Below are 21,266 nucleotides of genomic sequence, written 5' to 3'. Positions count from 1 at the left end.
GGGTGATTATGTATATTTACATATATACAAAAAATAATCAAGACTTTAGTGCCTTGTAGCTGGCATGACAAACCTAATATAAGGTGATGATATAAAAGCCGCAGCAAGCTTCAGCTCCCAGAAGAATCTTAGTGAGGAATCTTGACAAAAGCTATGACTGTAATTAGAAACTTAGCAGCAGCAATGGTATTGGGCATAGTTGTAAACCTGCTTCCTACAAGCAAAGCCACAGCCGCCGCCATTACTTTTAAAAAAATTGTAGATACTACCAGTAGTCCTTTTAATGGTTCCTATCCTGAGTTATTTTCTCCCGCTATTAATGACTCAGGGAGAGTAGCCTTTATTGCTGAGGATGAAACAGGTAGAGGCATTTTCACCAGTAACGGCGGCTCTGTTATTAAAATTACTGACACTATTAATAGTTCTTTTGAGACCATTGGCAATCCTGCCATCAATAATTCTGGAACAGTAGCCTTTAGAGCTGCCCTCAAAGGAGGTGTGCTAAATGGTGTCGGCCCTGGTGTTGGCATCTACACTGGCAATGGCGGGGCGCTGAACACCATTTCTTTCAATGCTAATGCTGGCAGCTTTCTCGTGTCGCAACCTTCAATCAACGACAGCGGCACGGTGGTCTTTGCAGATAATGAATCTGGCGACATCTACACTAGCAAGAATGGAAAACTTACCTTAATTGCCAACGGCAATGGTACTACTCCTGTAATCAACAATCAAGGAACAGTATCCTTGGTTTTACCAGGGGCGAGTCTCGTAACTCGCAATAATCAAGTTACTACTACCATTGCTGATACCAAAAGTTCCTTTACTTCCCTGTCTGGTGACGGTTCCCCACTTAACGATCAGGGTACTGTTGCCTTTCTGGCTTATTTAAATTCTGGAGGTCAAGGCATTTTTACTGGTAATGGTGGGTCACTCAACACCATCGCTGACACAAATGGTGCTTTTTCCACCTTTTTTGATTCTCCGGCGATTAACAACCAGAGAACAGTAGCCTTTTGGGCTTTTTTGGACTCTGGAGAAGAAGGCATTTTTACTGGGTCAGATCCAGTTAACAACAAAATCATTGCTACTGGTGATCAACTCTTTGGTTCCACAGTCACAGAAATTAATTCTTTTGGATTAGGGGGACTGAATAATCGCGGTCAAATCGCTTTCGGTGCTTCACTTGCTGATGGAACTAAGGGCATTTACGTCGCCACCCGCGCTGTACCTGAACCTTATACGGTTACAAGTTCAGGGTTAGCACTTGCGGGTTTAGTATTCTTCAAACGTCGCCGTCAAAGAAGAGGTAAAGGGGCAGGGGGCAGGGAGTATGGAGAGTAGTCTTAGTCAAAAGAGGCAGGGGAGCAGGGGGCAGGGAGCAAGGGAGAAAACTGAAACGGAGCTTGTTACTCCGCCCCAGCAAGAGCGCCCGCCAAGGGCGGGGCTTTATACCCATGTTCCGCTCTGCTCTACGGCTCCGGGCAGGGATTGCTCCCCCTGCTCCCTGCTCCCTGCCCCTTCGCTTCTTGGTAACTGCTGAAAACTTTTTATTTAATTAAAATTGCACACATTCATTAAATTTGTCGTAAATTCGTAAGCAGGGTGACTTCTCGTCAAAGTTCGTCGTGATGGCTTTAGTTACAAATCTCATTTTTATACATCATCCACTGGTGATGATTTCAAGGTTGTGAATACGAGATTAAAAAGTCTAATAGTGAGAGACTAAAAACGTGAAGTATTTCTTTCTTTCTGAGGGATGGGCTGTCGGTAGAGTGTGGGCATCTGAAGGTCTATGGCAGATAACCGCGTGGCGACGGCAGCCAGATATTCAGCGAATAAGTATTTGTTTAGTGGAAAATAACGAATTGCTGTGGCTTTATCGAGTGGAAGACGCTATTTTGACTGTGGAAGTAAAACCTACAACCTCAGCAATTACTGCTAGTAAGACAATTGGTCAAGTAGTACTGAAGCGTCTAATGAGTGCAGAACAGGTAATCGATCGCTTGAGTACAGCCGAAGCGAAGTGTCAATTGCAAAATATGCAATCGGTGGTTCAGTAGCAATAATTCAGGAGTTAGAAAATGAGATATTCTCTGTTCTAGCTCCTGTCTCCTAAATGGAATAATACAGAGGGAAAGATTTTGCATCTTTTGGTTTCACATATACCCGCTGTTGTGGTTCTATTTGTAACTCATTGAAGCGATCGCGTGTTAAATGTGCTGCTACAACTTGCCCATCGTCTAAGGTTAATTCTACCTGAATTTCCCAACCCAAATGTATTAATCGAGTCACTGTCGCAGGTGCAGTAGTACCATTGGCCTGCCTTTCAATCACTACATCTTGGGGACGCAAGAATACTTGAGGATGTTGCGAATCAAATCCACTGCTTTGGAAAATCTTTGAGGTATTGGGTAAGACGTTGACTGGCCCAATGAAGCTCATTACAAATGCCGTAGCAGGATTGTCGTAAATCTCAGCTGGTGTACCTATCTGTTCTACACGCCCTTGATTCATTACCACAACTTCATCAGAGACTTCCATTGCTTCTTCTTGGTCATGGGTGACGAAAACAGTGGTAACATGAACTTCATCATGGAGGCGGCGTAACCATGCCCGCAAGTCTTTACGGACTTTGGCATCAAGTGCGCCAAAAGGTTCATCGAGCAATAATACGCTGGGTTCTACCGCTAGTGCCCTGGCTAAGGCTACCCGTTGTCTTTGACCACCAGAAAGTTGTGATGGATAGCGATCGCCTAATCCACTCAATTGCACCAATTCTAATAACTGTTCTACCCGTCCTTTAATCTTCTTTGTTTGGGCTTTGCGAATTTCTAAGCCAAAAGCAATGTTTTGGCGCACAGTTAAATGCTTAAATAAAGCATAGTGCTGAAATACAAACCCAATATTTCGTTCTTGCACGCTTTGATATGTGGCATCTTTACCAGTGAGCAAGATTTTGCCACTATCTGGCATCTCTAAACCCGCAATTAACCGCAGCAAGGTGGATTTCCCAGATCCTGACGGCCCCAGCAAAGCAACCAAGGAACCACTCTTGATTTCCAAACTGACCTGATCGACTGCTTTAAAGCTTCCGAAATGCTTGGATACACTTTCAACTACTATGCCCACTGGTGCTGTACCTCTGCAACTAAAATCTCCGGCTCATTGCTAGGATTACCGTGCTTTTATATATACCATATAAGTAGGCAACAGGGAACAGAATTGAAAGTTTTTTGGTGTCAGGGTTTTATGATTAGTTTCTGTTCTAAACTACTTGGCGATAACTATACCAACACTTGTTGGATTAAAAGATTTTAGAGATCGAACTGTTTTCCTAGAAACAGTATCTTGCTATCTAGGTTAGCTAGAATTGACTGACATTATTTAAATCGTCTATACCTCAGTCATATCATCTGTCTAGGTTGATACTGACCAAAAATACATGTTTATAACTGTGTTCTGTGAGACTGCGATGATCACTGAATTTTTAATTAACTAGAGGTTATAAACTTGAGTAATTGTGTTGGTATAGCTTACCTTAGGTATGCAATATTTTGCCACTGGAATGCAGATGGATTGGATTAGCTTATTAAAGGCACAACAGGCTGACTTCATTCAACGTGTTAAGAAACCCAAAACTAATAACCTATCTTTACTGGGAAGCCAAGTCAAAGGTTGCCACAGTGAGATTGTGGCATTTTTGGGCGAGCCATTGGCAGAAATTTTGGAATTTTCACGCCAACAAGCTGAAATTATCGCCAAAAACCCGCCTCCTATACCGCCGGAATATCCGGAACCTCCCGACTGGGTGATCCCATTTCCTAAATACTTCCAGCAACAAGCAGAAGATTATATTGTACGAGAGCAAATTGTTGAACGAGTCATGGCTGAACGTCTGGGGAAACTAGTAAAAAAATTACCCCAAGACAGTTTGCAAAATATGGTTTTAGACGATGAGGGTAATTTACGTGGTGAAAGTAAATTTAGTTATTTGTTAACAGATAATCCTAATGTAAGTATTAAAGTTTACGTTGCTGATGGAGAAAGCTTTAACGGTATTAAGAAAGATAAAATTAGGTGGTCAGTTACTCAAGAAGATTTAAATAATCACCAAGTATTAATTTTTCTGTGTTTACTTTATCCATTTACAGGTAAATTAGGTTACGAAAAACACGTAATTATTACTGGTTTTTTACCTACTAATCAAGTTGAATCTAGTGAAGCAAAACTCTATGTCACTCCGAGTAACTTGTTGTATGCGGGGGGATTGAGTTGGTATTTAGAATCACTAAGCAATAAGAAAATTGCTGAAAAGGATGCACTGTCATTAGTTAATGCAGAAGCGATCGCTCCCATAATTCAGACTTTACCATCAGAGCATCCCCAAAAAGATATAATTGGCGATTGGGAATGCTGGCAGACATTAAAAGGGCATACTCAAGGCATTAATTGCCTAGCCTATTCTTCTAGAATCTCTACAGTCAAGAGTTCTCGGTCTAAGAATGCCAAAACATCACCCATATTAGCAAGTGGCAGTCTGGGAGAAACAAAACTCTGGGATTTAACCAAGGGTGAATTAATAGAGACATTATCAGAGTACCCTTGGGTGGTATCTGGGCTAGTAGATCAAGTTAATTCTCTAGCCTTTAGTGCAGACGGACAGACTTTAGTTAGTGGCGGTGCAGACTCCACAATTAAGATTTGGCATGTAGGCGCACTAGACTTGATCGATATTATGCACAAGCATAACGGCATGGTACGCTGCGTAGCCTTCACCCCCGATGGCAGAATGGTAGCAACTGGTGGAGATGACAGAAGAATTTTATTTTGGGATTTAATGCGTCGTCAAGTAGCGATCGCCCTTTCTCTAGATGATACAGCTGCTCATTCCCTAGTTTTAAGCAGAGATGGACAAACTCTGGTTACAGGTAGCTATCGCAAAATTAAAGTTTGGCAGACCTTACTCCCCACAAAAGCCAAAACTTTCAAAGATGCAGAACCACAGCATACCCTCATGGGTCATTCTCACATCGTTGGTTCCCTGGCTATGAGTGCCGATGCTAAATTACTCGTCAGCGGTAGTTGGGATCAGACAATTAAAATTTGGGATTTAGAGGCGGGAGAATTAATTCGCACACTTAAAGGACATACAGATAGAGTATATGCGATCGCCTTGAGTCCTGATGAGCAAATTATCGCCAGTGGTAGTGCAGATAAAACCATCAAATTGTGGCATGTACAAACAGGAGAACTGCTGGCTACCTTTACAGGCCATAGCAACATAGTTACAGCATTAGCCTTTACCGATTCCGGCGAAATGTTAGTAAGCGGCAGTTTGGATAAGACAATTAAAATCTGGCAACGGAGTTAATTCGTAATTCGTAATTCGTAATTCGTAATTATCTAGTCTTTGATACTCGTGGGCGAGTCTTTTATATTCGCGAGAGAGCTTTTAATACTCGCGGGCGAGTCTTTTATATTCGTGGGCGAGTCTTTAATACTCGTGGGCGAGCCTTTAATACTCGCGGGAGAGCCTTTTATATTCGCGGAAGAGTCTTTAATACTCGTGGGCGAGCCTTTAATACTCGCGGGCGAGTCTTTTATATTCGTGGATGAGTCTTTGATACTCGTAGCCAACAAACTCTAAAAACTCTCCGCGCCTCTGGGCTACGCCAGTTGCTACAAGTCGGCGCCGAAGGCTAGCCGCCCAACGCACTGGCTCCTCTGCGTGAGATTTCATCCTCTACCAACAGTGTTTCCCAGCTAGCGAGTGAAATTATATACAATAGCTGATCAGTTACCTACATTCAGTGATACCAAATTATTGGCTGGTTGATGCTGAATTAAGTAATACCAGGTGCATTTTTACCAAATTAATGGTGTTGTGGAGTAGTCTATGGCAATGACGAAGCTGTGGAAGTTTTGGACAAACATTCAGGAATTGAACTGGGGACAAAGCGTAGAGGTAACAAAGACTGGAGCCGAAGCAGCTAAAGCCGTGCTTGATTTGGCAAAAGCCATCGAAGAGCAACAACCCAACGTTAAAAACTTCAAACCTTATGTAGAACAGATTTCGTCGCTACTAGATGTATTTAATTCTCCTCTCGGTCAAATTACTAAAGAAGTAATTCCCTTTGCACCCATCGCCATTACTATCCTCAAGTTCATTATTGATGCAACCCACAAAGAACCAAGTTTAGAAAGCTGCGTGATTCTCGTTAGTCAAGCTGCGTATATAGATAGCTTTCAGGACATTCTCAAACAAGATGCCGCATTACTCCAGAAAATTGATTCCAACCTTCCAGCTTCTCATACTTTAGCTTTGCAGATTCAGAAATTAGGTGAGCAAGAATTTGAGCAGCGGGAAGTAAAAAAAGCCATCCTCTATTTTCACGAATCTCAACTAGCAGAATCATTTAATCAGATTTTACAGCAGCGCTTACAAGAAGCCGGATTAACTGAGACAGAAGCCAAAACCTTAACTGAACGGGTGGCGCGTCACACCGATGACAATATGCAAGACGCATTGGTAGAAGTCGGAGAGAAAGCAGACAAACTTTGGAAATGGTACAGCGCCGGAGGCAAAGAAAAGCTAGAGAAAAATCTGAATATTGAAGATTATTTGGAACAGGTAATTAAACCCAAGCCAGAAGAAACCATTTTTGAAGAAAGTGATATTACCTTTCGAGATTTGTATGTACCTTTGCAAGTCAAAGAATTAGATACCAAAGACGATGCAAATCTCGAAATTGAGGAATGGGTTAAGGCAATACTGAATGACTCAGACTCAAAACACAAACAAGTTTTGTTTATTCAGGGCGAAGCGGGACGTGGGAAAAGTGTCTTTTGCCGGATGTTTGCTGATTGGGTACAGCGCGAATTGCATCCCAGCTTTACACCAATTCTGATTCGGTTGCGAGATTTGCGCGTACTAAAAGATAACTTAACTGATACTTTAGAAAACTATTTACAACACGTTGATTTTGTCACCAGTGATTCAGGTTGGCTAACAGATAAAAATACTCGGTTTTTGTTTTTATTGGATGGGTTTGATGAGCTGTTGCTGGAAGGACGAGCCAGCGGCGGCTTAAAAGAATTTTTGGAACAGGTAGAGCAGTTTCAAAAAGACCGCCTTTGTCATCATCAGTTTTTAGTTACAGGTCGTCCTTTAGCATTACAAGGAAATGAGCGCTTTCTCTCACAAACCAAAAGCTTGAAGCGCGTCGAACTTCAGCCAATGGATGACTCACTTCGGCAAACATGGCTGAAAAAATGGGCAATTGCAGCTCAAGTTAACAAGAATGAATTTGAAGAATTTTTGCAGGCTTGCCCTGATGAAGTCAAAAATAAATTAGCACGAGAACCTTTACTACTCTATTTACTGGCACAGATGCACCGAGACAAACGTCTCAACTCCGAAATGTTTGCAGGCGCAGACGCTATTAAAGCAAAAATCCGCATCTATGATGAGTCGGTGAAGTGGGTATTAGAAAAACAGCGCGACAGTAAAAATCAAAATGATAACTACCGCTTGACTGGATTGGAGAGTGACGATTTGCGGCAGTTTCTCACTGAAGCCGCTTTGTGTGTCGTGCAGTCTGGGAATGAATCCGCGAGAGTGGCGATGTTAGAAACACGACTCAAAGATAGCAACAACCCCGCAGCAAAGTTAATTCAGCAAGCCAGACAAGGAAATGACTCGGAAAAAAATCAACAAGATAAACTACTCAATAACCTGTTGACGGCATTCTATATCAAACCAGCCTCAGGCGATAAAGGCGGTTCTGTGGAATTTGTCCACAAGAGTTTTAGCGAGTTTTTATTTGCAGAACGGTTACTAGAAAGCTTTGTAGATTGGACAACGAAGATACCCAAGCGTAAGCGCGAAGAAGACTCAGTTACTACATCCGAAATGGATAAGCAGATTTACGATTTATTCGGCTATGGGAACTTAACCCGTGAGATTGTCGAATATTTGATGGGGTTGTTGGCTGAGAGTTCAGAATTTCAAGACGTAGAACGCTTGTGTCAACTGTTTCAGCGATTGGAGTATTTCTACTTGTGTTGGTGCGATGGGGAATTTATTGATGCAGAAGATGTAAATCTGCCCCAGATGAAGAAAAAACAATTGCGGGAGCAGTTACCAGAGCGAGAAAATCACTTGGGATTGCGACAGGTGGATGTTTGTACAGGGCTGAATGTGATGATTGTGCTGTTAGAGTTGCATCGCTATGCCAAAACAAAAGACGATCTTAAAGACAAAATCAGCTTTCACCCTTGCGGTAAACTTGATAGCGATCAATTTGACTCACAACGCTTACTCCGTATTATCGGCTATAGCCATTGCTTGGGTGTCTTTGCCTTTAACGACAACTTAGGATTATTTCTCAGCGGTGCCGACCTCAGGGATACTTACCTTGGCGATACACACCTCAGACGTGCCGACCTCAGGTGGGCCGACCTCAGGCGTGCTAACCTCAGGGATACATACCTAGGTTCTGCCAACCTCAGTAATGCAGACCTCAGCGATGCAGACCTCAGCGATGCTAACCTTATCGGTGCCAACCTCAACAATGCCAACCTCAACGATGCCGACCTCAGCAATGCTAACCTTATCGGTGCCAACCTCAGCGATGCCAACCTCAGCAATGCCAACCTCAACGGTGCCAACCTCAGCGATGCCAACCTCAGCGATGCCAACCTCAACGATGCCAACCTCAGCGGTGCCAACCTCAGCGGTGCTAACCTCAACGATGCCAACCTCAACGATGCCGACCTCAGCAATGCCGACCTCAAAGCAGTTGTATGGAACAGTGACACAAAATGGCTAAACGCAAAAGGGCTGCATGAAGCAGTTGCTGTATCTCCAGAGTTGGCCCAAGACTCAGCTTTTGCAGCTGCGGCTTCCTTAAGCCAAGGCATCAGTTGGGTGGAAGAAGGCAAAATAAAAGAAGCACAGGAAGCTTTCAAGCAAGCCCAAATATTTGACCCTAGTTTGATAAATTCTGCTGAATTTTGTAATAGCATCTGCTTGGTTGGTTGTTTACATGGTTATGCTAAAAATGTTCTCCCCATATGTGAAAAAGCTGTCACTTTAGACCCTGACAATAAAAACTATCAAGACAGCCGGGGGCTGGCTAGAGTTTTGACAGGCGACTTAGTTGGGGCATTAGAAGACTTTCAGGCTGCTGTAAACAGTGGCGCAATCGATTATTCAGAAGATGTCAAGCAGCGACGGCTACGCTGGATAGAAGCACTGAAGTCAGGAAATAATCCCCTCACGCCAGAAGAATTAGAGGAATTGCGGCAAGTTGAGGGATGAATCGGGAGTGGGGAGTAAAAATAAATGCCGAACGACTAGAAGTCGCGGCTACACGAACAAAGCCTGCCTTTCCTTTCGGAACGCTACGCGAACGCAGGCTCTAAAACCCTTAATTTTTCATAGTCCGCGCAGGCGGACTTCGTTTCTTTAGCCGCGACTTCCAGTCGTTCTGGCTCATTGCAAGATGTCCGGTGCATACATAGACAAAAGTCCTCTTATACAAATTTCCCCATAAACTAAAATCAAACTAAAGCTATTGTCGAAGCGATAGAAAAAAGGCGGCTATGACGGTAACTACCTATAAATGGACAATTGAACGCTATCACCGAGCAATAGAAGCAGGGATCTTTGATGACCAACCCATTGAACTATTGCGCGGCGACCTCATAGTTATGCCCCCAGAACGAGAACCCCATGCCTACTACAATACCGAAGCAGCCGATTATCTCCGCACACTGCTTGGTGAACGAGCAAAAATCCGCGATGCCAAACCCATCACCCTACCTAACGACTCAGAACCCGTCCCCGATGTTGCTATTGTCAAACCTTTAGGCGAGGTCTACTTAGAACATCATCCTTACCCTGAAGACATATTCTGGATTATCGAATTTTCTCAGTCCACCTTGAGCAAAGACTTAGGTGATAAAAAAGACATCTATGCAGAAGCAGGCATTGCTGAATATTGGGTTGTCAATCTCAAAAATTCTCAGTTGTTGGTATTTCGAGATTTAAAAAATGGGCAATACACAACAGAACTGACATTAACCACAGGTACTATTGTCCCCCTATCTTTTCCTGATGTATCTGTCCAAGTTCAGCGCCTCATAGGTTTCCCAAAAAGATAATTTTCAGCGTCATCAGCAACCAAGGATGCGAGGCAAGCTAACGCCCATAATAAAACTATTCCCTCTATGCTATTTGCTTATGACTATTGCTAGTCAACCCCAACTAACTTTAAACGACTTCCTCAAACAGCCGGAAACTGAACCAGCATCAGATTTTATCAACGGGGAAATCATTCAAAAACCTATGCCTCAAGGTGAACATAGCCGACTACAGGCTAAATTTTGTAATGTCATTAATAACTTAACTGAAAGCCAAAAAATTGCTTACGCTTTGCCCGAATTACGCTGTACTTTTGGCGGTGCTTCTATCGTCCCTGATGCGTCTGTGTTTCGCTGGGATAGGATTCCTAAAACTCCATCTGGCAGAATTGCTAACCGCTTTGAAATTCATCCCGACTGGGCAATTGAGATTCTTTCCCCAGACCAAAGATTAAAAAAAGTGTTGAGTAAATTATTCCATTGTTCGCGCAATGGTACTGAACTCGGCTGGTTAATCAACCCAGAAGACGAAAGTGTGCTGGGCATTTTTCCTGGTCAGCGAGTGGAATTATACGAAGGTGCTGATAAATTACCCATCCTGGAGGGGATCGAATTAGAACTAACTGTAGATCAGGTTTTTGGTTGGTTGAGTTTGAGTTGAGGTAAAGATAAAATTTAAAATGTAGCCTTCTACAACATCAAATAATTTATATCCGTGACACTCAAAGATTTAAAGCTACAACTTCTTGCCCTCAGCCCTAACGAAAAGGTGCAAGCTATTGAGTTACTCGCTCAAAGTCTCGGTAGCAATTGGCAAGGAATTGAGAAAACCCCTAGAGTCTGTGGTGGAGAAGCTCGCATCGCTAATACTCGTATTCCGATCTGGGTACTTGTGGAAGCTCATCGTCTTGGATACAGTGATGCTGACATTTTGACAAGCTATCCAACTATTACCGTCACTGACTTGGCAAATGCTTGGGTATATGCAAAAGCTTACCCTGATGAAATCGAAGAGGCGATCAAACGCAATCAGGTAGCCTAGCCGATGACACGCTTTTATGCGGATGAGCAGTTTCCGTTTCCAGTTGTAGAATTATTACGTACTTTGGGACATGATGTTTTGACAGTTCAGGAAGCAGGTAATGCATATCAAGGTATATCTGATGACGAAGTACTCGCATTTGCCATCAGCCAAGAACGCTCAATATTAACTATCAACCGAGATGATTTCATCCGCTTGCATCGTGGTAACTCCAAGCACTTCGGTATTATTGTTTGCACCAATAATCGGAACTGGGAACAGTTTGCAGCACGGATAGATGAGGCTGTGACAGCAGAGGAAATTTTACAAGGAAAACTGATTCGTGTGGTACGTCCTGCCAATTGAAGAAGGTTCTGCCAACAAATGTGAAATATGAATAAATGTTTGCCAGCGTATAGTTGATAAACTGATCATCAAAAAAGCGTAGGCCAGACGCTACGCTTTTCAATCAACAAACTACAACAAAACTCTTTGCGTGAAATTTAAACCAACAGTGATTGCATCAATGGTTTATCTTCTGATAACTTACCTGTCCGTAACCATTCTGTCATTTCATCTGGTACTTTTACTTGGTTGAGGCGATCGCGCAGTTGGGAACCTTCCAGGATTTCTTTTTCTAGCAGTTCTTGTGCGGTTGACTCTAACAAGTCACGGTTATATTGCAGAATACTCAAAGCAATATGGTGAGCATTATCCAATGTCTGCTTAACTTCACGGTCAATTTCTTCAGCAACTTTAGGACTAATAGCACGGCGCGGGTTGCTATAACCTTCGAGAAACTGCTGTTGAATTTTCTCAAACGCCACTGGCCCCAGGCGATCGCTCATTCCATAAAGAGTAATGGCACGTTCTGCCAACTCAGTAGCTTTTTGAATATCATCAGCAGCACCCGTAGACACTTTACCAAAGACAGTTTCTTCGGCAGAACGTCCACCTAAAAGAGTCGCAATACGACCACGGATTTCATCTTCTAGCATTAAGAAGCGGTCTTCTTCCGGCATTTGAATTGTGTAACCCAATGCACCCACGCCACGGGGTACAACGGAGATTTTTTCGACTTTACCAGCACCAGGCATCAATGCACCGATAATAGCGTGACCAACTTCGTGATAGGCTACGGTCTTTTTCTCAGTTTCATTCAAGACGCGAGAGCGTTTTTCTAAACCAGCCACTAATCGCTCGATCGCTTCGTTAAAATCTGCCATTGTCACGGCTTGGCGATTTTGTCGAGCTGCCAACAGTGCAGCTTCATTCACCAAGTTAGCTAAATCTGCCCCAGCAAAGCCTGGAGTTCTCACAGCAATCTTGCCCAAATCAACATCATTAGCTAATTTGACGTTTCTAGCATGGACTTTGAGAATAGCCTCACGACCGATTTTATCAGGGCGATCAACGACAACTTGACGGTCAAAACGACCGGGACGGCGTAAAGCCGGATCGAGGACTTCGGGACGGTTGGTGGCGGCGATGATAATTACACCTGTGTTCGCGTCAAAGCCGTCCATCTCACTCAGTAACTGGTTGAGGGTTTGTTCGCGTTCATCATTACCACCAACAAAACCACCAACACCACCGCGAGATTTACCCAATGCGTCTAATTCATCGATAAAAACAATACAGGGAGCTTGTTGTTTGGCTTGTTCAAACAAATCGCGGACTCGTGAAGCACCCACACCTACAAATAGTTCAATAAATTCCGAACCAGAAATGCTGAAGAAAGGAACACCAACTTCACCAGCGATCGCCCTTGCCAGCAGGGTTTTACCTGTTCCTGGAGGCCCAACTAGCATCACTCCTTTGGGAATTTTCGCTCCTAATGTGGTGTATTTGCCAGCATTCCTGAGAAAATCAACAATTTCTTCTAATTCGGCTTTGGCTTCATCTACACCAGCCACATCTGAAAATTTCACCCCAGTGCTACCTTCTGAGTAGATACGGGCTTTGCTTTTACCTACAGTTAGTGCAGCAGGGCCGGCACCTTGGCGACTGATTAAAAAACCCCAAATTCCAAAGAAAATTAATGGTGGTGCAATCCAGCTGAGTAAAGTGCTAATCCAGCCATTTTCGTTTGGCGGTGGTGCAGAAAACTCTACGTTATGGTTACGGAGAATTTTAGGTAAATCTAGATCCAGCGCGACTGGCGTAGTCGTGAATACTTCTTCACTAGGTTTACTATCTAAAGTTTCATTTTTGATGGAATATTCAATGCGATTGTTACCCACAACTGCTCGCTGTACTTTACCAGCTTCCACCTGAGCAATAAATTCACTATAAGGAACTTGTGGCGATCGCGGGGCAAAAACACTGGGGACGATCAAGTTAAGCATCAATAGCAGAGTTAACCAAATCAGTAAACCGCCCCCAAATTGCCGTCCTTTTGGCGGTTTGACTTGCCTTTTATTGTTAGTATCAACAGGCATTTTGATGTACCCTCAAATGAGTTATGAGTTGAGAGTTATGAATTAGGAATTATTGAATTTTTATAGCAGTTACCAGGTAGCTTAGGACATACACTGCTCATAAAACCTCCACACCAAGAGACTTTCAAGCCTGTTTCCTGCTCCCTTGCTCTTTGCATGGTTTGGTCAAGGCATGTCTCTGTAGATCTATTCTAGAAAATGTAGGCAACAGCCCGAATTAGTACATACCCCACAGGAAAATACGTATTGCCGTACTTTTATATGGAAAATCAACTAGGATTTGTGATCAAATTGTTTGTGCTTTCTGCTTTGATATCACTATTGATTAAGTATGTAGCTCCAAGTTTCTCGATTCCAGCTACAGCAACCAATGGATTGATTTTTGTTTTTTTGCCAATTGTAATTCTAGCGATCGCTTTATTATGGCGATTCCAAACACAAAAACAAAATTAACTCCAAAATAAAAAATTCCACGCCACTTGCGCTTTGAGAGTTTTTGTTAGTGGTCAGTTGTCAGTGGTCAGTTGTCAGTTGTTATTCCTCCTCTGCTCCCCTGCACTTATCATTTTCGGGCTGGTCGAGTAGTTGGGGTAACATTTGGTGATGCTGGTTGATTAGCTGCTGTTAATTCCTCTGCCAACATTTTCTGATAAATCTTCGGTAATGAGCTACTTATAGAATTAGTTTCTATGCCGTATCCCAAACTTGTCCAAGTGGGGGATAGCCGCCGTAACACTTCATTTAATTTTCCTTGATTGAGCAGTTGAGAAATATTAGTTCCCCAAACTTGCGAATCATTCAACCAACGATAAACTACTAAGTCTTGATACTCTGGTTCAAAACTATAAGAAGTCCAAAGCATCAATCGTGCCGGACTTGGGTGATAGCGTGGCGCAATTTGAAACCAAGTAGTATTGATAATTTGATATCTGCCAGCCGCTGTAGAACAATTACCCGTGTTTGGCCCAGTAACGATGGTGACACATATCTCAGGATGGCGGTTGAGATCATTGACCTGCTGTCCGCCATACAACAGAGAATAGGGACGGTTGCCATTTGCTTCACTGGCTGAGATGGTTCGCATTAAAGCGCGGATGTGAGGATCACCACCTTTCATGACTAAAGGTGGCTGTTTGACGTTAAAGACAGGATCGGAATGCGATCGCAATTCTCCATATATGTACCACTGCAACAAACATATAAAGCCAAGAAGTGCGGCTATGGGGCCAATTAATTTTTCAACTCCTTTGAGTTCAAAGCCTTTCAGAGTCACACTCCTCCAAATTCACTTGCTTAATCAACAATAATTATTGACGCACTTTTTTTCAGCAAAGTTCACTACTCCAAATCTAGCAAATTATCTGTTTAAGCAATACTGCCTCGCTTTCTAGCTTCTTTGTAAGAAGTTCCCACATTTCTCAAACCAGCTTTAATCATTTGTCTTTCTAAAAGGGCAAAAAAACGTGCTTTATCACCACCACGTACTACAGCCTGATTATGGGCTTCAGCGATCGCCACAGGGTAGCCATAGCCTTTTTGTACTTGTGCCAACATTAATCCTAGTGCTTGGTCAAACATAGCTGTGTTCTCAGCTACCCAGGCGGGAATTTCGATTCTGGCAATTTCAGTACCAACATGAACGTAGCAGAAGTAAATAATTTGGTCGCCATAGAGTTCTAAAATGCGGTTATTGCTGCGCCACAGAGGGCCGCGTTGTCCCGGTTTAAGTTGAGTTACCCAAAGGGCAGTATCTCGCAAAGGTTCAAAAACTTTACAAGGTACTTTTTCTAACTGATTTGGGCAATAACTTAGACAGTCAGGTACGGGATGGGGACAAGCTAACAAACGTAGAAAGTTCATACCTTCGATGTTGCGAGAAGCGCTGAGATAGCCCATCAGGGGAATTTGAGCATCACGCATTTGCTGCCAAGCTTCCAAAATTGGAGGTAAGATGCGATCGCGGGCATCAATGGGCAACTGTTCTAAAAACCAGTAAATTAACGAACCATCCACCATTGCTAGGGTTGGTGCTTCTGTTTTGACTGCACAGGCGAGTTCTGCTAAAACTGTTGTTTCACTAGCAGTACGCCGAAAACCCATCCATTCTTCGGTTCTAATTCCCCACTGCCGAGACATATATAAATCTTCGGGGCGATAAAATACTTCTGGCAAACTATCTAATAGAGGCTGGCGATTTTGCCCGTAATGCAAAACGACTCTGCCAATATTTAATAGATAGCAATAAGCAATTTCGTGGTGGTTGGGGGCAATTTGAGAACCGTCAGTAGAAATAACAGTATGAATTTTTGGGGGAACTGGAATATCAATGCAGGTTTCTAGTGGTTCGGTGGGAGTGGCATTACCAAAAATAATGCGATCGCGCCATTTTTCTTGACGTTCAATTAAATCTTGTTGACAATCGTAAGCTTTTTTTAGATATTGTTGCGCTAATTCTAAACGCTGACGACTGGCAACAGCTTCTAAGGTAAGATGCTGGCTTAAACCTTGCATTTGCCGCGCTAATTTATTCAGATCAAGCATAGGTTTTTAAATTTTATTTATATAGTGTTTCCTAGTTTGCTGAGGTAGAAATTTCTCTGCGTAGCCTGCGGCAAGCCGTTTACGTGTCTACCTACACCTGCGTTCATCCTCTTCTATCGGCAGTTAATTATTTCTTGCTATACCTCACGAATGTGAAAATCGCTATATTAGACGAAGATTACAAATTTTACAGTTAATATTTCACGCAGAGGTTATCTTAGCGCCTCTGCATGAAATTATCTTACTTTTTTAACCCCAGTTTGAGAAATTTTTAGCAAATTGAGAAAGGGATAATAGCTGAATTTGCGGGTCATCTTGGGCGGCTTTTCTTTCTGGTTGGGTATTATAGCCCCAATCTGCCAGAAATAATTTCACATCCCCAAGGTCTGGTTGCTGTTGAACTAACTGCAATGTCTTGAGTCTGTCTTCTACAAACCATAAGCTGACTGGTTGTGCTTCTGCTAACTGAATTAATTCTCGCAAAATTTCGTATTTAGGGCGTTTCACCTCTTTACCAAAGATTGCTGATGGTGGTAAATTTACTCCTTCTCGTTGCAACAACTGCTGTACGAAACGCCCTTCTTTAGTAGTGACGATGTATAGCTTAACTGTACTGTCAACAATCACTTTTATTTTGTCTATGACACCCGAATAAAATCTATGTAAACTCAACCATTCATTCAAATCTATATTAATCCACTCATCTCGCACATGGTCTAGTTTCGCACCGATTTCTTTTGCTTGTAGATTGCTGTCTAACAAAATTTGTGGGGTAATATTTATCCATTCCTGAAGAATTTTTTCCTCAGTAATTTTATCTACCAATGCTTTGATTAAAACAGGCATTTCCCAGCCTGTTTCAATTACAGGCCGCAGGCGGTAGAATCTCAAAGCTAAATCATCTGGTGGTGTATCGTTAGCAGGCGACCAAATTTGACAGTAGGTACGCCATGCTACCTCAAAATATTCAATTAGTCCATCGCAAATTACTCCGTCAAAATCTAAAGCTAAAATTGTGGGACTACCTGCTGTCATTGTTTCGAGGGTTAAAACTGCTGTTGTCAGCTTACCTGACAAATTAAAATTATGCAGTAATTTTTGTTAGTGTTTTATAATTTATAGCTTGCTCAAAAATTATGGTTGTATTGTTACCTTTGTAGATATAGTGGCATGGCAAAGATAACGCACTATCAACAAGTTAAGGTGCGTTATGCTCAAGCGGTAACACACCCTACAATTTAATTTTATTAACATACCTAAGAGGGTGCTTGAAAACTAATCAGAGGTGAGATTTTATGCCAAACGCCTCACCATGATGCGAATCATAGCAAGATAGATAAAAGTCTCCGAGGTTTGGGCTTTGCCAATTGGGAAAGTCCCCTGGTAAATTTCGCCATGTACATCCCTGTGTCAATACATAAAAAATTGCGTTGATAACTTGCCACATCTCTACCACTCTAGGACGACCACCTGTTTTGGCTACTGGAATTAACGGTTCTAATAATTCCCACTGGGTTAAAGTCAGATTACTGGAGTATGCTTTACTCATCGCTCTCAATGGTGCTGTATGTACGTATTTACAGCTTATGCCCTGAGAGCTTTTTTTACTCAACTCCCTACTTTTCAAACATCCTCTAAGAATTTGTAATTAAAAATTAGATCATAGGTAATATATTTTAGTTAATCGATTAGAATATGCGATCGCAATATGAAACACAGGTTTTTTCTGCTGTCATTAAATATTCTCATATGCAGGGAGAATATCTAATTGAAACATCTAGTAGTATTTTTTCTCTAACTTTCCCTGAAGGTTCCTACAATCTCCAAAAAGATACTTATGATGATTGGGTTTTCATAAACAATCAACATAATTTATTAATTCCATTCATCGAAAATCATCAAGTTACTTTGATTTCTCAAAAAAAGTATAACCAACTTTGTGAGATTCCTGATCATCGGTGATGTGTTTTCTATGGGTTGACTCGATCAGATTTTTCTCACAATTTCTCTCAAGCATTGATTCAAATAACTGCTCGTTGCCTAGGCGGGCCACCCCAGTATGGAAGTTTACTATATTTAGAAAAAAATGATGAGCAATGGCTAGTAAATTCATCCTATGGTTTGTATAATCAATAGAAAATTTTGATTACTTCAGATTTATTTCTGATTCACAGTTGGTATCAAAACACCGTGTTTAGGACTAAATAATAATGCCAATAAAAATAATCCCGATACTACTAAAACGATCGCAGGGCCAGAAGGCAAATTATAAAAGTAACTGAGATACATCCCACTGATACTAGAAATTACTCCAATTACCGCACCTAAAATCATCACTTCATGCAAGCGTTTCACTAAAAGATAGGCGGTTGCTCCCGGTGTAATGAGAAGCGATAGTACGAGAATTACCCCCACAGCTTTCATGCTAGCGACAATAGTTAAAGCAATTAGCAGCATTAATCCAAAGTTTAGCCGATTAACTGGCAAACCTGCCGCTTGAGCGCCTAAAGGATCAAATGTGTAAAATAAGAGTTCTTTATATAGTAGAAAAACGACTATTAAAACAATAGCGGCGATAATAGCGGTGTCTCGCACTTCGTCAAGAGTTACGCCGAGAATGTTACCAAATAAAAAGTGATTGAGGTCGATTTTATTATCTTTTTGAATGACAGTGATTAGGGTAATTCCCAATGCAAAAAATGCCGAAAATACTATACCCATTGCTGCATCTTCTTTGATGGGCGATCGCGTCCTAATCCAGGCAATCACCATTGTACTTACAACCCCAGCGATAAATGCCCCTATATATATATTTGCTCCTAACATAAAGGCGATCGCTAGTCCTGGCAAAACTGAGTGACTAATAGCATCACCTAACAAAGCTAACCTTTGAACCATCAAGTAGCTGCCTACAACAGCACACAATAAGCCGACTAAAATGGCAATGACGAGTGATCGTTGCATAAAGCCATATTGCAACGGCTCAATTAATGCTTGGAACATAAGGATTTATTAGTAACTTCTCTAGCAGTTTTGATTTTGATCGAATACATCACTCTAGCCCCTAGTCCCTAGCCCCTAGTCTATGCCGCATCAGAATAGTACATGACTTTACCACTGTAAGCGCGATGTAGGTTCTGTTCTGTAAGGACTTGTTGCCGTGAACCTGTGGCAATTAATTCGCAATTTAATAATATTAAATCATCAAAATGAGTGATTGATTCTCCTAAGTCGTGATTGACTACCAACACGATTTTACCGGCAGCAGTCAGTTCTTGGAAGACTTCAAAAATTACTGCTTGGGTTTTCTGATCTATGCCTACTAAAGGTTCATCAAAGCAGAAAATATCTGCTTGCTGTACCAATGCACGAGCTAAAAATACCCGTTGCTGCTGTCCTCCTGAAAGTTGTCCAATGGGACGCTCAGCGTATTCAATCATACCAACACGCTCTAGGGCATTTTTTGTCAGCTGGCGACTCACTGCTGAGAAGCTACGCAACCAACCTGTTTTCTTTACCCGTCCCATCATTACTACATCCCAAACTGTGGCGGGATAAGTCCAATCTATTTGGCTGCGCTGGGGTACATAAGCAACTTTTGACCTTTGTTGCATTAAGGGTTTTCCCTGATAAAGCACTGTGCCACTATTTAGAGGAACCAAGCCTAGCATTGCCTTCATTAAAGTACTTTTACCAGCACCATTAGGGCCAAAAATTCCTGTTAACCTTCCTGGCTGGATAATGCAGTTAATGTCCCTCAAAGCCTCTTGTGTACGATAAACCACCCCTAAATGGGCAATGTTAATAGTTGCAGTGGTTTTCAGGGTGTCTTTCATAAAGTAGCTCGAATCATTGCTGTAACTGGCTTCTAAGGAAAAATCAATAGTTTTCATCGTGTTTTTTTCGAGAATAAAATTAAATAAAAATGAAAAGAATATGAGAATAATGTACCTTAAAAAATGAGAAGAATATGAAAACAAGTGTAACAAGTCTATGAGAGGAATCACTCACTCAAAAGCCAGATACTACTGCCAGACGATAGTTGGAGTGTTGTTAGGACTTTGGATAGGCGGATGTGTACAACCTACCTCTCCAGCGACAGATGATAAGCCGCGAGTGGTTGCAACTAGCACGATTATTGCTGATTTGACTCAAGAAGTTGGGGGAGATGAAATTCAGCTAACTGGAATTTTGAAACCGGGTACTGATCCCCATGTCTACGAACCCGTACCAGCAGACAGCAGAATTTTAGAAGAAGCCGAATTGATTTTATACAACGGTTACAACTTGGAACCAGGACTGATTAAGTTAATGAAAGCCTCTGGTGGTAAGGCGCGACAATTACCTGTGGGGGAAGTTGTCAAACCTTTGCGCTTAGAAAAAGCCAAAGGCGAAGTTGTGCCAGATCCTCACGTTTGGGGTAATGTAGAAAATGCGATCGCAATGGTAAATGCCATTCGGGATGCTTTAATCAAGTTATCGCCGGAAGATCAAGAACAATTTACCCAAAATGCATCACAACTTACTCAAGAATTACAGCAGTTGCATAGCTGGACGAAACAACAAATTCAAACTATCCCCTCAGATAAACGCCAACTTGTGACAACGCACGATGCATTTCAGTACTATGGAGATGCTTATGGCATAGCGATCGCAGGTACTTTAATTGGCATTAGCACCGAAGAACAACCAAGCGCTCAAACTGTGCAGCGATTGGTAGAGTCAATTAAAAAGATCGGTGTGCCTGCAATTTTTGCTGAAACTACAATTAACCCTGCTTTAATTAAAACCGTTGCCCAAGAAGCAGGTGTGAAATTAGCACCAAGTCAACTATATTCTGATTCCATTGGTGCAAAAGGTAGTGATGGAGATTCTTATATAAAAATGATTGAAGCAAACACCCGAACTATTGTAGAAGCGCTAGGCGGTAAATATACAGAGTTTCAACTAAATAAATAAATCTGGCATCATTTTAAAAATGCCAAATTAGTCTATGCCCTATGCCCTATGCCCCATGCCCTATTCCCATAAACAAAACATATAACCTCAGACGTGGAAATATTATTTTAATTACAAACTCCCTCCGAAGAAAGAACAAATTACAGCTTTAATTGTCT

Annotated in this window: 18 protein-coding genes and 1 pseudogene; 10 read left to right on the top strand and 9 right to left on the bottom strand. The window is 42.0% G+C overall.

From position 1 onward, the window contains the following. The first annotated feature begins 153 nt into the window (after positions 1-153). Entirely contained in the window at positions 154-1,341 is a 1,188-nt protein-coding gene (locus I8751_RS02760; RefSeq protein WP_214437630.1) for a DUF7453 family protein, read from the top strand. 389 nt (positions 1,342-1,730) lie between these two features. After that, positions 1,731-2,060, top strand: a complete 330-nt coding sequence (locus I8751_RS02755) for a hypothetical protein (protein WP_214437629.1) — start codon at positions 1,731-1,733, stop codon at positions 2,058-2,060. A gap of 52 nt (positions 2,061-2,112) precedes the next feature. Here the strand turns inward: I8751_RS02755 and I8751_RS02750 are convergent, their stop codons facing one another. Then, positions 2,113-3,129: a sulfate/molybdate ABC transporter ATP-binding protein gene (locus tag I8751_RS02750; protein WP_214437628.1), complete on the bottom strand. Its 1,017-nt coding sequence runs from the start codon at positions 3,127-3,129 to the stop codon at positions 2,113-2,115. A gap of 415 nt (positions 3,130-3,544) precedes the next feature. Here I8751_RS02750 and I8751_RS02745 point away from each other — a divergent pair, with 415 nt between their 5' ends. After that, positions 3,545-5,371 carry a WD40 repeat domain-containing protein gene (locus tag I8751_RS02745; RefSeq protein WP_225893913.1) on the top strand — a complete coding sequence of 609 codons (1,827 nt, stop codon included), beginning with the start codon at positions 3,545-3,547 and terminating at the stop codon, positions 5,369-5,371. A gap of 207 nt (positions 5,372-5,578) precedes the next feature. Here the strand turns inward: I8751_RS02745 and I8751_RS02740 are convergent, their stop codons facing one another. Then, on the bottom strand, positions 5,579-5,740 hold the full coding sequence (locus tag I8751_RS02740) for a hypothetical protein (RefSeq protein ID WP_214437627.1): 162 nt from the start codon (positions 5,738-5,740) through the stop codon (positions 5,579-5,581). Positions 5,741-5,896: 156 nt separating this feature from the next. Here I8751_RS02740 and I8751_RS02735 point away from each other — a divergent pair, with 156 nt between their 5' ends. From I8751_RS02735 to I8751_RS02715, 5 genes are all read left to right on the top strand, one after another. Continuing rightward, positions 5,897-9,322 carry a pentapeptide repeat-containing protein gene (locus tag I8751_RS02735; protein WP_214437626.1) on the top strand — a complete coding sequence of 1,142 codons (3,426 nt, stop codon included), beginning with the start codon at positions 5,897-5,899 and terminating at the stop codon, positions 9,320-9,322. Between the two features lie 284 nt (positions 9,323-9,606). Further along, complete coding sequence (locus I8751_RS02730; protein WP_214437625.1) at positions 9,607-10,167, top strand: Uma2 family endonuclease; 561 nt, start codon at positions 9,607-9,609, stop codon at positions 10,165-10,167. A 79-nt stretch (positions 10,168-10,246) separates the two neighbouring features. After that, complete coding sequence (locus I8751_RS02725) at positions 10,247-10,807, top strand: Uma2 family endonuclease (RefSeq protein ID WP_214437624.1); 561 nt, start codon at positions 10,247-10,249, stop codon at positions 10,805-10,807. A 54-nt stretch (positions 10,808-10,861) separates the two neighbouring features. Beyond that, the gene (locus I8751_RS02720) at positions 10,862-11,188 is read left to right on the top strand and encodes a DUF433 domain-containing protein (protein WP_214437623.1); all 327 of its coding nucleotides are present in this window, start codon (positions 10,862-10,864) and stop codon (positions 11,186-11,188) included. A gap of 3 nt (positions 11,189-11,191) precedes the next feature. Beyond that, entirely contained in the window at positions 11,192-11,533 is a 342-nt protein-coding gene (locus I8751_RS02715; protein WP_214437622.1) for a DUF5615 family PIN-like protein, read from the top strand. 137 nt (positions 11,534-11,670) lie between these two features. On the opposite strand, the gene ftsH is transcribed toward I8751_RS02715, so the two are convergent. Next, positions 11,671-13,608 carry an ATP-dependent zinc metalloprotease FtsH gene (gene ftsH / locus I8751_RS02710; protein WP_214437621.1) on the bottom strand — a complete coding sequence of 646 codons (1,938 nt, stop codon included), beginning with the start codon at positions 13,606-13,608 and terminating at the stop codon, positions 11,671-11,673. 261 nt (positions 13,609-13,869) lie between these two features. Between ftsH and I8751_RS02705 the strand changes: the two genes are divergently transcribed. After that, positions 13,870-14,061: a hypothetical protein gene (locus I8751_RS02705; RefSeq protein ID WP_214437620.1), complete on the top strand. Its 192-nt coding sequence runs from the start codon at positions 13,870-13,872 to the stop codon at positions 14,059-14,061. A gap of 109 nt (positions 14,062-14,170) precedes the next feature. Here the strand turns inward: I8751_RS02705 and I8751_RS02700 are convergent, their stop codons facing one another. The 6 genes and pseudogenes from I8751_RS02700 to I8751_RS02675 all read right to left on the bottom strand — a co-directional run bounded on the left by I8751_RS02700 (position 14,171) and on the right by I8751_RS02675 (position 20,042). Next, a complete protein-coding gene (locus tag I8751_RS02700; RefSeq protein WP_318780282.1) occupies positions 14,171-14,881 on the bottom strand; it encodes a glycoside hydrolase family 24 protein in 711 nt (236 codons plus the stop codon). Between the two features lie 92 nt (positions 14,882-14,973). Then, positions 14,974-16,149 carry a DNA double-strand break repair nuclease NurA gene (locus I8751_RS02695; RefSeq protein ID WP_214437619.1) on the bottom strand — a complete coding sequence of 392 codons (1,176 nt, stop codon included), beginning with the start codon at positions 16,147-16,149 and terminating at the stop codon, positions 14,974-14,976. A 249-nt stretch (positions 16,150-16,398) separates the two neighbouring features. After that, entirely contained in the window at positions 16,399-17,184 is a 786-nt protein-coding gene (locus I8751_RS02690; RefSeq protein ID WP_214437691.1) for an HAD family hydrolase, read from the bottom strand. A gap of 322 nt (positions 17,185-17,506) precedes the next feature. Continuing rightward, positions 17,507-17,698, bottom strand: a pseudogene (locus I8751_RS02685) (transposase); the annotation flags it as partial. 608 nt (positions 17,699-18,306) lie between these two features. Next, a complete protein-coding gene (locus tag I8751_RS02680; RefSeq protein ID WP_214437618.1) occupies positions 18,307-19,152 on the bottom strand; it encodes a metal ABC transporter permease in 846 nt (281 codons plus the stop codon). An 80-nt stretch (positions 19,153-19,232) separates the two neighbouring features. Continuing rightward, the gene (locus tag I8751_RS02675; protein ID WP_214437617.1) at positions 19,233-20,042 is read right to left on the bottom strand and encodes a metal ABC transporter ATP-binding protein; all 810 of its coding nucleotides are present in this window, start codon (positions 20,040-20,042) and stop codon (positions 19,233-19,235) included. 100 nt (positions 20,043-20,142) lie between these two features. Between I8751_RS02675 and I8751_RS02670 the strand changes: the two genes are divergently transcribed. Further along, a complete protein-coding gene (locus tag I8751_RS02670; protein ID WP_214437616.1) occupies positions 20,143-21,108 on the top strand; it encodes a metal ABC transporter substrate-binding protein in 966 nt (321 codons plus the stop codon). The last annotated feature ends 158 nt before the right edge of the window (positions 21,109-21,266 follow it).

The sequence above is a fragment of the Atlanticothrix silvestris CENA357 genome (assembly GCF_016056295.1).
In the GTDB taxonomy this organism is placed as follows: Bacteria; Cyanobacteriota; Cyanobacteriia; order Cyanobacteriales; family Nostocaceae; genus Atlanticothrix; species Atlanticothrix silvestris.
This window is presented reverse-complemented; position numbering and strand designations above follow the sequence as displayed.